Raw genomic sequence first — 14,165 nt, forward strand, 5'->3', positions numbered from 1 at the left:
ACATAAAAGAGAAAAGCGGAGCCAGTGCGCTCCGCTTTTTTATGCTTTAGCCCACTAGTTCCTGCGCATAGGCGTACAGCGCTTTTAGCTGTGCCATCTTCTCTTTATCGTCTTCATGCAACTGATACAGGTTGCTGAGTTCCGACAGATAGGACTGCAAGCGCTCCGGCGTAAATACCGCACGCCGATGTTGCAACCAACGCTGCTGTTCCCGGTCGTCCAGTGTGCCGGGGAAATTGCGGGCACGGTAGCGGAAGAACAGCGGTTCCAGACGATTATCGGCAAATGTGAGATCCAGCGCGGGAAGGTTCTGCGGGGCGGTCTCCTGAATAATCTTCATCGCCATGCGGTCGGCATCGCCAAAGAAGCCATCATAAAGCCGCAGATCGACATCATCAGAAGCGGCGAAAGCAGGGGCATCGGCAAACAGTTCCACCACTTTTTCTCTGACGCTCGCGTTGTTACGCAGCACGGCCAGATTGTCTAAACAGCGTTGACGATCGATGCCTAATCTTTCTGCGTCTTCTGGCCGTAAGGTATTGGCCGGCGCTAAGACCGGACATTTGTTGATGTGCACTAGCTTAAGTGGAACCGCGCTCTGATTGGCTTCCAGTGCATCCCGGCGGGTGTATAACCGCTCACGCAATGCTTCGCTGTCCAGCTCCAGCAGCGGCGTCATATCGCCAGCCAAATCGCACATGATGACCGCATTACGGTTGTCCGGGTGCCAGGCGAGCGGCACAACCCAACTGGTGTTGCTCCTTGCCGCGCCAAACATGCCAGACACGTGAACGAGCGGCTTCATTTGCGGGATATCAATCAGCGCGGAAATTTTGTTTTTGTTACGCAACGGGAACAGATAGTCAAACAGCTTGGGCTGAGCTTGCTTAAACAGTTTCGCCATAGCGATGGTGGCATAAACGTCTGACATTGCATCGTGCGCTTGCTCGTGCGCGATGCCGTTGGCTTTTGTCAGATGTTCAAGGCGAAAACTGGGCAGGCCGTCATCATTTTCCGGCCAGACGATACCTTCCGGCCGCAGGGCATAGCAGGCGCGTAACGCATCCAGCAAATCCCAACGGGAATTCCCGTTTTGCCAGCTGTAGGCATAAGGATCGTAGAAGTTACGATAGAAAATATTACGGCTGACTTCATCATCAAAGCGAATGTTGTTGTAGCCCATGATGCAGGTGCCGGGCACGCTGAATGCCTCGTGGATCTGACGGGCGAACTCCGCTTCATTGACGCCTTTTGCCAGCGCGGCCTGCGGCGTAATTCCGGTGATCATCACCGCTTCTGGTTCCGGCAGGTAATCATCCGACGGACGGCAATAAATGACTAGCGGCTCGCCGATAATATTGAAATCCATATCGGTACGGACACCCGCAAACTGCGCGGGGCGATCGCGCGCCGGATGCTTACCGAACGTCTCGTAGTCATGAATGAAAAAAGTGGGTTGTGTTTTCTCGGCCATATATGCAGTTAGCTACGTGTGCGCGCTAAGCCTGAAATCAGGCAAAACAATCTGGAAAACGGCAAGGATACCATTGAATCGACTTTTCTGTGGCGCTTTCCTGATTTGCATCACTTCCCTGACTTACATCAATAGGAGGGTAGACATAATCGCTAGGCATGACTGTGTCCATTCGGTTACAATTTTCGTTTTAATGCGAATGATAATTAAATTCTTTATTGCCGCGTAGCGTCCGCTGCGGGGTAGCATTCGGCGACAAACAGCGAAATGGAGAACACACTTATGCGGTTAAATGCGGTGCGATTGAATGCAACGTTTGCAGTGAAGGCGACGTTATTGGCATCTATGTTTGTTCTGGCCGGCTGCGATCAGCAGGCATCGTCTTCAGAAGGAAGCCACACGGTCAGCATTGAGCATGCGCAGGGCACCACTCAGGTTCCACAGCCGCCGAAGAAAGTGATTGTGTTTGATCCTGCCTCATTGGATACGCTGGATGCGCTGAAGGTCGACGGGATTGCCGGTGTACCGAAAAGCAGCACGCCGCTGCCTGCGTTTTTATCAAAATATAACAGCGATACTTACCTGAACGCCGGGACGCTGTTTGAACCTGCCTATGAAGCGCTCAGCAGCGCTAAACCCGATCTGATTATTGCCGGTGGACGTACGCGCGACGCTTACGACAAGCTGAGCGGTATTGCACCGACGATCTCGATGGATGTGGATGAGCACCAGTTTATGACGAGCTTTATCCAGCGCATCGAGCAACTGGGCTCCATCTTTGGCAAAGAAGATGAAGCGAAAAAACAGATTGATGATTTCAAGCAGCAGATCGCCCAAACGCGTGCCAAAACAGAAAACGCGGGCAATGCGCTGGTTCTGATGATTAGCGGCGGCAAGATGTCGGCCTACGGTCCTAAGTCGCGCTTTGGCTTCGTGTTTGATGAGCTGGGCTTCAAACCAGCGACCGAATTCCCTGAATCCGGGCGTCATGGCAACGTGGTGACCTCAGAATTTTTACTGAGCGTGAACCCAGAATGGCTGTTCATCCTCGATCGTGACAGCGCGATTGGTCGCCCGGGCGGGGAATCGGCCCAGCAGGTGCTGGATAACCCGCTGATTCACAAAACTAACGCCTGGAAAAACAATCGCGTGATCTATCTGGATTCTGCATCGCTGTATATCGCTGGGGGGCTGCAAAGCTATAAAAACCTCGTGACTACCGTCAGCGACGCGTTAGATAAGCAATAACGGCAGGGTTACGGCAGAATCAATGAAGTCTTTTTACTATTCGCTGGGTCTTGCGTTTCTGGCCTGTATGATCGTTGTCAGCCTGTTTGTTGGGGCAGGGCAACTGAATATGCAGGCCGTCTGGAACGACCCGGAAATGCGCGATATTTTCTTTATCAGCCGTGTTCCCCGCACGCTAGCTTTGCTGCTGGCAGGCAGCGCCATGAGTGTGGCGGGTCTCATCATGCAGTTGCTGACGCAAAACCGTTTTGTCGAACCGTCTCTGGCGGGGACCACACAGTCGGCTAGCTTAGGTTTGCTGGTGGTGATGATCGCCGTGCCCGGCGCGACGATTTTCACCAAAATGGTGGTGGCGAGCCTGTTCGCTTTAGCGGGTACCTTCCTGTTCATGATGCTGCTACAGCGAATTGTGCTGAAATCCGCACTGGTGGTGCCGCTGGTCGGCATTATGCTGGGTGCGGTTATCAGTTCAATCACCACGTTTGGCGCGATGTATTTTGATCTGCTACAGGCGCTCGGCAGTTGGGAATCTGGTGATTTCTCCGGTGTCTTGCAAGGGCGTTACGAGCTGCTCTGGCTGGTTGGTGCGTTAACGCTGGTGGCCTGCTGGATTGCTGACCGCTTCACGGTCGCAGGCATGGGGCGTGAATTTTCCGTCAATGTCGGCCTCAACTATCGGCAGGTGATGATGATGGGGCTGAGCATTATCGCCATCGTCAGCGGTGTAGTAGTCGTGGTTGTTGGCAGCCTGCCGTTTATCGGACTGATCGTGCCGAACTTGATCAGCATGATGATGGGCGACAATGTGCGCAAAACGATCCCGTGGGTGTGCCTGCTTGGCGGCGGTCTGGTGCTGTGCTGCGACATTATCAGCCGCGTGATTCGCTATCCTTTCGAGATTCCAGTAAGCGTGATTCTTGGCGTCATTGGCGCTGCCGTTTTCCTTCTCTTATTGCTAAGCCAGAAACGCCATGTCAGTCAATGAACGTAATACGGTGCTGACCGGAACCGTCAGCGAAAAACGTGCGGGGTTATCGCCGACGCAGCGGTTGATGTGGCTGGCTGGCGCGGCTGTCGTGGTGATCGTGCTGTTTATGACCATCAACCTAGGCAGCAACCTGCGCTACATTTTAACGCACCGCGGGCTGATGCTGACGACGATGCTGTTGGTGGCATTTGCCGCCAGCGCGTCGACGGTACTGTTCCAAACGGTGACGAATAACCGGGTGCTGACGCCATCGATTATGGGGTTTGAAGCCCTGTTTATCCTGATTCAGACCTCGCTGGTGTTTGTTTTCGGCATTAGCGGTATTCCGGGTCTGGGCGTTGAAGGCAAATTCGTTCTTGAGACGCTGCTGCTCATCCTCTTCTCCGCGCTGCTGTACCGCTGGCTGTTCACCGGCAGCCGCAATAACCTACATCTGGTTTTACTGGTCGGGATTATCTGCGGCACGCTGTTTCGCAGCATGGCGGGCTTAATGCAGCGTCTGCTGACGCCAGGTGAGTTCGCCATTCTACAAGGGCGGATGTTTGCCACCTTCACCCGTACCGTGCCTGAACTGGTGGCGCTGTCGGTTGGCATTACGCTGGTGGTCGCGGTGGTGATCTGGCGCATGCGCTTTCGGTTTGATGTGCTGGCGCTGGGACGTAATAACGCGATTAACCTAGGTATCGACTACAAGCGCAGCGTCACGATCATTCTGCTGCTGGTTTCCGTGCTGGTGGCCATTTCAACGGCGCTGGTCGGCCCGCTTACCTTCTTAGGTTTTATGATCGCAAACCTTGCCTATTTAGTGATTGGTTCCAGCCAGCATCGCCTGTTGCTGCCCGCGGCTTTCCTGCTGGGCGTGATTTCACTGGTTGGCGGACAGTTGGTGCTTGAGCATCTGCTGAATATGTCTGGGGCGCTGTCGGTCGTGATCGAATTTGTGGGTGGATCGTTGTTTATTGTGTTGCTACTGAAAAAGGTTTCCGTGTGATTGAGATCGGCAATGTAACTAAAACGTATAATAACGTGACGGTATTGAATAATGTCACGGCGACGGTGCCTCGCGGTGGCGTCACGTCGATTATCGGCCCGAATGGTGCAGGGAAGTCGACATTGTTGTCCATCATCAGTCGCCTGCTGGACGCGGATCGCGGACAGGTAAAAGTCAACGGCATGGACGTGATGACCACGCCAAGCGATAAACTGGCGACGTGTTTGTCCGTGCTGCGTCAGGAAAATCAGTTTACCAGCCGCTTAACGGTAGCGGAGCTAGTAGGGTTTGGTCGCTATCCTTATACCAAAGGGCGGCTGAATGCTGACGATCGTGAACGTATCAGCGCCGCGCTGGCGTTCCTCAATCTGACCGAATTGAAAGATCGCTTTTTAGATGAGCTTTCCGGCGGCCAGCGGCAGCGTGCCTATGTTGCGATGGTGCTGTGTCAGGACACGGAATACGTGCTGCTGGATGAACCGCTGAATAATCTGGATATGAAGCACGCCGTAGCGATGATGAAGCAGATTCGCCGTGCGGCCGACGAGCTAGGCAAAACCATCGTGCTGGTTATCCACGATATCAACTTTGCTTCCGCCTATTCGGATTACATTATTGCGATGCGCAAAGGGCAGATCATCTACACGGGAAAACCGGAAGACATTATGGTATCCGAGGTGTTGGAAGATATTTTCGATACGGAAGTGGCCATTGAGCAGGTTCATAACCAGCGTATCGCAGTATATTACCGCTGAATACCCGTCATACTTCAAGCCGCATGTACGTTGGCTTCCCTTGCTCACCCCAGTCACTTACTTGGGTAAGCTCCTGGGGACTCGTGCGGTCGCCGCCTGCATGCAACTCGAATTATTTAGGGTATGGTTTGATGACAGATTATCCGCTCAGCGAGGTGTTAGCGCAAAGGGCGTAAGCACTGCTTGAAAGACGCTGGGTATAACCTGTATGGTGAATGCATAAAGAATTTATGTATGACTTAAGGTAAGGGTAAAAGATGGATAAGGACACTAAGCCGTGTTTCCAGGATGTGCTGGAATTCGTGCGCATGTTTCGTCGTAAAAACAAACTTCAGCGTGAAATCGTCGACAACGAGAAGAAAATTCGTGATAACCAAAAGCGCGTTCTGCTGCTGGACAACCTGAGCGAATATCTGAAACCCGGTATGTCCATTGAGGACGTGCAAAATATCATCGCTAACATGCGCGGTGATTATGAAGACCGCGTTGATGACTACATCATCAAAAACGCCGATCTATCGAAAGAACGCCGTGAGCTGTCTAAAAAGCTGAAAGCGATGGGCGAAGTTAAGTAACCTAACGCACAGTTTTTAGTGTAAAAAGGATCGCTTCGGCGATCTTTTTTCGTTTAGTTTCTGCATCAGTAATCCTTCCTCTTTCTGCTTAAACGTGTGCTTGCTAATGCCTCGGCTGTTATAGCTTGGTCGCCAGTAACCGTATCGAATGCCCAATAATTGGCATCCAGCTCGTATTCCAGATGCTATTTTTTGCAATGTAGCCGCTTCTTTGCGAGACGCTTTCCCACCTGCATTTTTCTTTCTGTCACATGCGTTTGAGGTACTGCAATATTTCTGTGCGAACCACAGGGAAAGAGGGCAGTTGTGTCATGGTAATGGATGATGTCGGTAAATAGTCTGGCTTGGGCGAGCGTGCTTGGCATCTTGCCGCTGCTTTTTTTACCGCAGATCCCTGCGCAAACGTTGCTATGGTGGGGAACGGGTCTGTCTGCTTGTGCGCTGCTAATGGGATATCGTCACGCAGGGATTCGGTTTGTCGCTCTTGCTGCGGTGAGTTTTTGCTGGGCGTCGTTGAATGCTCAAACCTTACTGCTACAAATTGAGCGCGTTACGCAGGGGCAGGTTAACGCTGTCGTGACCATAAGCAGCATACGGTTCAATGAGCATGATGATGATTGGATCACGGTGCGGCTGGAAGAGATAAATCAGCACAGAATCTTCCCACCATTATATGCCCAACTGACCTTATCACCGGCTATGGAAAACTGGTGTGGTGGTCAACGTTGGGCAATCACTGCCAGTTTACGACCTATTCACAGTCGATTAAATGAAGGCGGTTTCGATAGCCAACGCTGGGCGATAGCCAAACGGCAACCGCTATCGGGTCGTGTGCTGGCGGCAAAGGTGGTTGATAGCCGATGTGATTTCCGCCAGCGCACGATCGCACAGGCGGAACAGCAGGTGCAGGGATTACCGTGGCGTTCTATTTTACTGGCGTTGACGTTTGGCGAGATGAAAACGGTTAGCCTGGAACTCAAGACCCTACTTCAGAATACCGGAACAATGCACCTGATGGCGATCTCGGGTCTCCATATCGTACTTGCGGGGCTGGTTGGCTGGGGGATGGCGCGGGGGTTACAATATGGCTTTCCCGTGTCGTGGGTTGGCTATCGTTTTCCCTTGCTGATGAGCGCCGTGGCTGCCTGGGGATATGTCTGGCTGGCAGGGGGTAACCCTCCTGCGGTGCGTTCGGCGTTGGCGCTTAGCGTATGGGTTTGCCTGAAAGTGTGGAGCGCCAACTGTTCCGCTTGGCAGGTTTGGCTATGGTGTGTCGCGCTGATTCTGGTTAGCGATCCATTGAGCGTATTGTCAGACAGTTTTTGGCTATCTTGCCTTGCCGTTGCGTCGCTGATTTTCTGGTTTCAGTGGGCACCACTTCCTCATCGGCTACAGACCCGGCGACGGTGGTTCTGGCTGCGTTGGATCCACCTGCAAACGGGAGTCACGCTGCTATTGATGCCCTTGCAACTTCATATTTTCCACGGTTTCAGTATCACTTCCCTGCCCGCGAACCTTTGGGCTGTGCCTTTGGTGTCCTTCGTTACCACTCCGCTCATTTTGCTGGCATTGAGCACGATGGCATTTGCGCCGCTGAGTGAAATGCTCTGGTGGCTGGCGGATATTTCGTTGCGCGTGGTATTCGCCCCGCTGACGTATCTACAAACGGGGTGGGTGTATCTTGATGCATCGCTGCTGCTAGGAAGCGTCGCGGGCTGGGGCGCGGTTGTGATATGGCGCTTTAGCTGGTGGCGCATCCATCCTGCGAGTGTCGGTGCTCTGATTCTGGTTTTATTGGTTTTCCGCACAAAGAGTGATGAACCGGAATGGCGAGTGGACATGCTGGATGTCGGTCACGGCCTTGCCATCGTGATCGAACGGCATGGGAAGGCGGTATTGTACGATACGGGAAATCGTTGGGAGGGCGGAGATATGGCGAAGCGGGAAATTCTACCTTACCTACGATGGCGGGGAGTCGATGTGGAAAACATTATCCTGAGCCACAGCCATATGGACCATATCGGGGGGCTAGAGACGCTACAGGCAGCCTATCCTGAAGCAACGGTATATAGTGCAATCAGGCCTATGAATCATCGTCCTTGCCAACGTGGCGAGCGTTGGCGCTGGCAGGGGCTCACGTTTACCGTACTATGGCCGTTAGCGCTTGTCGAACGAGCGGAAAACAACGACTCCTGCGTTATCCGCGTTGATGATGGAAAACACCGTATCTTACTGACGGGCGATCTGGCGTCGGAGGCGGAAAAGGCGTTGATTAAGTTAGAGCGTAATGCGCTGCATGCGAATTTGTTACAAATCCCTCACCATGGCAGCAAGACATCATCATCGCCTCCCTTTATTCGTGCGGTAAATGCCGAGTTTGTTATGGCTTCTGCGGCACGCTATAACCCGTGGCGGTTGCCTTCAGTAAAGATTGTTGAACGATATCGGCAATATGGATACACGTGGCTGGATACCGCATCATTTGGTCAGCTAAGTGTTCGTTTTTTCGGCGATTCATGGCATGTTCTGCGGTTTAGGGATCACATATCGCCTCGTTGGTATCATCAGTGGTTTGGCGTAGCGCGGTATAATGAGTAAAATGGTCGGCTATTTCTTCCCGATTCAGGTTCACTACATGCTGAATGATAAAGATCTCTCCACCTGGCAGACCTTTCGCCGCCTATGGCCGATGATCTCTCCTTTTAAAGCAGGGCTTACTGTTGCTGCAATTGCACTCATCATAAACGCAGCTGGCGATACATTAATGCTCTCTCTGCTTAAACCCTTGCTCGATGAAGGATTCGGCAAAGCGGAACGTTCCGTATTGGTTTGGATGCCTTTGGCTGTCATTGGGCTGATGCTTGTCAGAGGGTTATCCGGTTTCGTGTCCAGCTACTGTGTTTCATGGGTTTCAGGAAAAGTGGTGATGAATATGCGTCGCCGCTTGTTCTCCCATATCATGGGGATGCCGGTGTCGTTCTTCGATCAGCAGTCAACTGGCACGCTGCTTTCTCGCATCACCTATGATTCGGAGCAGGTTGCGGCTTCGTCATCCGGTGCGTTGATTACGGTTGTCAGAGAAGGGGCATCGATTATCGGCCTGTTCATTCTGATGTTCTACTACAGCTGGCAGCTTTCCATCATCCTGATTGTGATTGCACCGATCGTCTCAATTGCAATGCGCATGGTGTCCAAGCGATTCCGCAATATCAGTAAAAACATGCAGGATACTATGGGGCATGTCACCACCAGCACAGAGCAAATGCTTAAAGGCCACAAAGAAGTACTGATGTTTGGCGGTCAGGAAGTGGAAACCAAGCGTTTTGATCAGGTTAGCAACCGGATGCGTCAGCAGGGCATGAAAATGGTGTCCGCTTCGTCGATTTCCGATCCTATCATCCAGCTGATTGCTTCGCTGGCGTTGGCGTTTGTGCTGTATGCTGCCAGTTTCCCCAGCGTGATGGAAACGCTAACTGCGGGGACGATCACAGTGGTGTTCTCTTCCATGATCGCCCTGATGCGTCCGTTAAAATCACTGACCAACGTTAACGCGCAGTTCCAGCGTGGTATGGCTGCGTGCCAGACGCTGTTTGCGATTCTGGACATGGAACAGGAACGTGATACGGGCAAGCTTGAGATCGAGCGCGCAAAAGGTGAACTCGAATTCTGTCAGGTGAATTTCGCCTATCCGGGAAGAGAAAATCTGGCGCTGAAGAATATCAATCTGCATATTCCCGTGGGTAAAACGGTGGCGTTGGTTGGCCGCTCTGGTTCGGGTAAATCGACCATTGCCAGTTTAATCACCCGTTTTTACGATATTCAATCAGGAGAGATTCTGCTTGATGGCCATGATTTACGCGAGTATCGCCTGCCTTCCTTACGTAATCAGGTCGCGCTGGTTTCTCAAAACGTACATTTGTTCAACGATACGGTAGCGAACAACATCGCCTATGCCCGCAATGAGCACTATAGCCGTGAGGAAATTGAGCGTGCGGCGAAAATGGCGTATGCGATGGATTTCATCAATAAGATGGAACACGGTTTGGATACGATTATTGGTGAAAATGGTGTGATGCTTTCCGGTGGACAGCGGCAGCGTATCGCGATTGCCCGTGCTCTGCTGCGTGATAGCCCGATACTGATCTTGGATGAGGCTACGTCGGCGCTGGACACGGAATCTGAACGTGCGATTCAGGCTGCATTAGACGAGTTGCAAAAAGATCGTACCGCGCTGGTAATTGCACACCGCCTTTCCACGATTGAAAAAGCAGATGAGATTCTGGTTGTTGAAGACGGCAGAATCATTGAGCGTGGTAACCATGCTGCGTTACTGGCGGCAAACGGTGCCTATGCTCAGTTGCATAGAATGCAGTTTGGCGAATGATTGAACGTATCTGGTCTAGGCAGTCACGGCTCTATTGGCTGCTGCTGCCGCTTTCGTGGCTATACGGACTCATCACGTTTCTAATCCGCCAGAGCTATCGACTAGGGTGGCGGAAAAGCTGGCGATCTCCCGTTCCCGTTGTGGTCGTGGGGAATCTGACGGCAGGCGGCAATGGGAAAACACCGGTAGTCATTTGGCTCGTCGAACAGTTGCAACGCAGAGGCTATCGTGTCGGTGTGGTGTCACGTGGTTACGGTGGGAAAGCTGAACGTTATCCGCTGATGCTGGATGAGTCGGTGACGACGGCGCAGGCAGGCGATGAGCCAGTGCTGATTTTCCAGCGTACCGGTGCGCCCGTTGCGGTTGCTCCCCGTCGGCGGGATGCCGTGAGTGCGTTATTGGCACAGCACACGCTAGATGTGGTGATCACTGACGATGGATTACAGCACTATGCGTTGGAAAGAGATATCGAGCTGGTTGTGATTGACGGGATGCGGCGTTTTGGCAACGGATGGTGGCTGCCTGCTGGCCCAATGCGGGAAAGAGAAAGCCGTCTGGCGTCGGTGGATGCGGTCATTGTTAACGGCGGTACGCCGCGAGCAAACGAGATAGGCATGACATTAACGGCGGGTATGGCGGTTAACTTGCTTTCCGGTGAATCGCGACCGCTGAGCCAGTTGCATGATGTCGTTGCGATGGCGGGCATCGGACATCCTCCGCGTTTTTTTGCTACGCTGCGTGATGCTGGTGTTCGTATTGCACGTGAAGTCGCCTTTGCTGACCATCAATCGTACCAGCCAGAACAGCTCGACTCGCTGACTCAGGATGCGACGCAGCCACTGCTGATGACGGAAAAAGATGCCGTAAAATGTAAGGCGTTTGCTCAGGATAACTGGTGGTATCTGCCTGTCGATGCCGTGTTAGCTGAGCCCTACGGCACGCAATTGCTCGACAAACTGGAAAATGTACTTAATCGGAATGCGGGTAGCAGAACATAAATTAGTCTGTTACCACGGTTTCAGATATCCCTTGTGGATATCACCTTATTAGATCGCTGCGATAGCGAGAAAGAACATGCCGGTCATCAATCGGCCAAAGATGGAGGAAGCATGGATCACCGTTTACTTGAGATTGTTGCCTGTCCTGTTTGTAATGGTCGGCTGTACTTTAATAAAGAGAAACTGGAGCTGGTATGCAAGGTCGATGGTTTGGCCTATCCGGTTCGTGATGGTATCCCTGTGCTGCTGGAAAGCGAGGCGCGTAAACTCGGGGCTGATGAGATAACACAATGACCTTTACTGTGATCATTCCTGCGCGCTTTGCGTCAAGCCGACTGCCGGGTAAACCGCTGGCGGACATCAACGGCAAACCGATGGTCGTCCATGTGATGGAGCGGGCGCTGGAATCGGGGGCGCAGCGCGTTATTGTGGCCACCGATCATCCCGACGTCGAGGCGGCCGTGCAGCAAGCCGGTGGCGAAGTGTGTCTGACCCGCGCCGATCATAATTCTGGCACGGAGCGTCTGGCTGAAGTCATTGAACGTTACGGTTTTACCGATGACGACATCATCGTTAACGTTCAGGGCGATGAACCGCTCATTCCTTCCGTTATCATTCGTCAGGTGGCGGAAAACCTCGCAGCGAGTAAAGCGGGAATGGCAACGCTAGCGGTGCCGATTGAAACCAGCGAAGAAGCATTCAACCCGAACGCGGTAAAAGTGGTTACCGACGCTGAGGGATATGCGCTGTATTTTTCCCGTGCGGCCATTCCCTGGGACAGAGAGCGTTTTGCTCAGTCTAAGGAAACCATTGGCGATCACTTCCTGCGTCATATTGGTATCTATGCTTACCGTGCGGGTTTTGTACGCCGTTATGTTAGTTGGGCACCGAGCCAGCTGGAGCAAATCGAACTACTGGAGCAGCTACGTGTGCTGTGGTACGGCGAGAAGATTCACGTTGCAGTCGCTAAAGCCGTTCCTAGCGTTGGCGTTGATACCCCAGAAGATCTGGCACGTGTGCGGCACGTCATGGCAGGTCAGTAATATCTATCACGCGATGCGACGATGAATACGTCATGGGGGAATCTATTCTTGCCGGAATAGATTTTCTCCATGACGTTTTTTCTTTATACGACATATTATCTTTTAAGTTATTTAGCACTTATTTAGATAAATATTCTTAAAAATTCTCAAATTACGCTGCGCTGCTTTATTTATGCGGATGGCTTATTCCCATTCTGAATTAAATCATCACGAGTGGAACTTTTATTTTTATAGTTAAATGCTACTATCAATTCGCCATGTTTCTTCATGGTGTTTTTGTTATTTCAACTAAGGACGGTAATGATATGAATGCTAAACGTTACATCGCAAAAATTCTTCTCGGCGGTATGTTAATGGGGGCTGCGGCGGGCAGCAGTGCGGCGGTTTATTACATGGCTCCCAACGGCGACGACGCGAATAGCGGCAGTAAAAACTCTCCCTGGAAAACAATCGACCGCGCACAGAAAACATTAAACCCTGGCGACCGCCTGTGGATCCGTGGCGGTAAATACGTGTTTACCAAAGGGCTGAACGTCTGTACGACGCGTACCGATGTGGTGAATGCGATCACGCTGAGTAAGAGCGGCACTGAAGGTAAGCGTATTGAATATTGGGCCTCTAGCGGGGAAGTACCGATTTTTGATTTCAGTCAGATGCAGGATGATTGCCGGGTTAAAGGGTTCAACGTCGTTGCAGATTGGGTTTCCATAAAAGGGCTGGAAATAACCGGTGTCCCACAGCGTAATAACCTTAATCATGAATCCTGGGGCGTGTGGATTAGAGGCAGTAATAATATATTCGAGCAGTTGAATATTCACCATATTATGGGTACGGGTTTGTTCATCCAGCGTGGGGGAAATAATCTGGTATTGAATAGCGACTCTCACCATAATTACGATCCACTGACCTCTAATGGTGCTGGCCAAAGTGGTGATGGTTTTGGTGCACATATCCCTGCTAACCAACCGGGTAATATTTTCCGCGGTTGCCGGGCGTGGTCAAACTCGGATGATGGCTTTGATTTAATTAATGCCTATTCTCCGGTGTTGATTGAAAATTCCTGGGCTTGGTCACACGGTTATTTACCGGGGACGACACAATCACTGGCTGCGGGTAACGGGAATGGTTTTAAAATCGGTGGCTACGGTGGCGTTTATGTGGCGAATGCGGTGAAACATACCGTGCGTAATTCGGTGGCGTTTTTAAATAAAGCGGCCGGATTTTATGCCAACCACCATCCGGTAGCGAACGATTTCTTTAACAACACCGGCTATAAAAATAACCCGAACTTTAATATCCGCGGCATCGATGCAAACGGAAAAGCGATTGGGCTGGGTACGCTGCGCAACAACGTTTCTCACGGCGGTAAGGACCTGTCGTTCTCCGATGGAGCGAACATGCGCTATAACTCGTGGGATCTGAAAATTGCAGTATCAGATTCTGACTTCGAGAGCGTGTCCGTGACCGGATGGGATGCACCGCGTCAGGCTGACGGCAGCTTGCCGGTACTGAAAAGCCTGCGTCTTGCTTCAGGTAGTGCGCTGATCAACAAGGGTGGCGATGTCAAACTTCCTTATAAAGGATCAGCCCCAGACCTGGGTGCCTTTGAGCGCGAATAATGGCGACGTATTAACACGCTAGCCTACCACTCACGATATTCCCTGCTGACGGGCAGGGAATATCGCTGCAACAACCCCGGCAGGGTGTGC

12 protein-coding genes are annotated in these 14,165 nt (G+C 52.0%); 11 read left to right on the forward strand and 1 reads right to left on the reverse strand.

The features are described 5' to 3' along the window. Positions 1-46 precede the first annotated feature (46 nt). A complete protein-coding gene (gene sbcB / locus JFY74_09135; GenBank protein QQG30160.1) occupies positions 47-1,474 on the reverse strand; it encodes an exodeoxyribonuclease I in 1,428 nt (475 codons plus the stop codon). Between the two features lie 282 nt (positions 1,475-1,756). Here sbcB and JFY74_09140 point away from each other — a divergent pair, with 282 nt between their 5' ends. The 11 genes from JFY74_09140 to JFY74_09190 all read left to right on the forward strand — a co-directional run bounded on the left by JFY74_09140 (position 1,757) and on the right by JFY74_09190 (position 14,075). Beyond that, the gene (locus JFY74_09140; protein QQG30161.1) at positions 1,757-2,722 is read left to right on the forward strand and encodes a siderophore ABC transporter substrate-binding protein; all 966 of its coding nucleotides are present in this window, start codon (positions 1,757-1,759) and stop codon (positions 2,720-2,722) included. A gap of 22 nt (positions 2,723-2,744) precedes the next feature. Continuing rightward, on the forward strand, positions 2,745-3,707 hold the full coding sequence (locus JFY74_09145; GenBank protein ID QQG30162.1) for an ABC transporter permease: 963 nt from the start codon (positions 2,745-2,747) through the stop codon (positions 3,705-3,707). Continuing rightward, positions 3,694-4,701 (forward strand): iron chelate uptake ABC transporter family permease subunit, encoded by a 1,008-nt coding sequence (locus JFY74_09150; GenBank protein ID QQG30163.1) that lies wholly within the window; start codon positions 3,694-3,696, stop codon positions 4,699-4,701. The genes JFY74_09145 and JFY74_09150 overlap by 14 nt, the downstream gene beginning before the upstream one ends. Next, positions 4,698-5,456: an ABC transporter ATP-binding protein gene (locus JFY74_09155; protein QQG30164.1), complete on the forward strand. Its 759-nt coding sequence runs from the start codon at positions 4,698-4,700 to the stop codon at positions 5,454-5,456. Before JFY74_09150 ends, JFY74_09155 begins: the two co-directional genes overlap by 4 nt. Positions 5,457-5,713: 257 nt before the next feature. Further along, the gene (locus tag JFY74_09160; GenBank protein ID QQG30165.1) at positions 5,714-6,031 is read left to right on the forward strand and encodes a DUF496 family protein; all 318 of its coding nucleotides are present in this window, start codon (positions 5,714-5,716) and stop codon (positions 6,029-6,031) included. Between the two features lie 324 nt (positions 6,032-6,355). Beyond that, complete coding sequence (locus JFY74_09165; GenBank protein ID QQG30501.1) at positions 6,356-8,629, forward strand: ComEC family protein; 2,274 nt, start codon at positions 6,356-6,358, stop codon at positions 8,627-8,629. Between the two features lie 37 nt (positions 8,630-8,666). Further along, complete coding sequence (msbA, locus tag JFY74_09170; protein QQG30502.1) at positions 8,667-10,415, forward strand: lipid A ABC transporter ATP-binding protein/permease MsbA; 1,749 nt, start codon at positions 8,667-8,669, stop codon at positions 10,413-10,415. After that, positions 10,412-11,413, forward strand: a complete 1,002-nt coding sequence (gene lpxK, locus JFY74_09175; protein QQG30166.1) for a tetraacyldisaccharide 4'-kinase — start codon at positions 10,412-10,414, stop codon at positions 11,411-11,413. Before msbA ends, lpxK begins: the two co-directional genes overlap by 4 nt. 111 nt (positions 11,414-11,524) lie before the next feature. Further along, positions 11,525-11,707 carry a hypothetical protein gene (locus JFY74_09180; protein ID QQG30167.1) on the forward strand — a complete coding sequence of 61 codons (183 nt, stop codon included), beginning with the start codon at positions 11,525-11,527 and terminating at the stop codon, positions 11,705-11,707. Further along, the gene (gene kdsB / locus JFY74_09185) at positions 11,704-12,456 is read left to right on the forward strand and encodes a 3-deoxy-manno-octulosonate cytidylyltransferase (protein ID QQG30168.1); all 753 of its coding nucleotides are present in this window, start codon (positions 11,704-11,706) and stop codon (positions 12,454-12,456) included. Before JFY74_09180 ends, kdsB begins: the two co-directional genes overlap by 4 nt. A gap of 305 nt (positions 12,457-12,761) precedes the next feature. Further along, on the forward strand, positions 12,762-14,075 hold the full coding sequence (locus tag JFY74_09190) for a right-handed parallel beta-helix repeat-containing protein (protein ID QQG30169.1): 1,314 nt from the start codon (positions 12,762-12,764) through the stop codon (positions 14,073-14,075). Positions 14,076-14,165 lie beyond the last annotated feature (90 nt).

Origin of the sequence: Pectobacterium carotovorum (genome assembly GCA_016415585.1) — a bacterium.
GTDB lineage: Bacteria > Pseudomonadota > Gammaproteobacteria > Enterobacterales > Enterobacteriaceae > Pectobacterium > Pectobacterium carotovorum_K.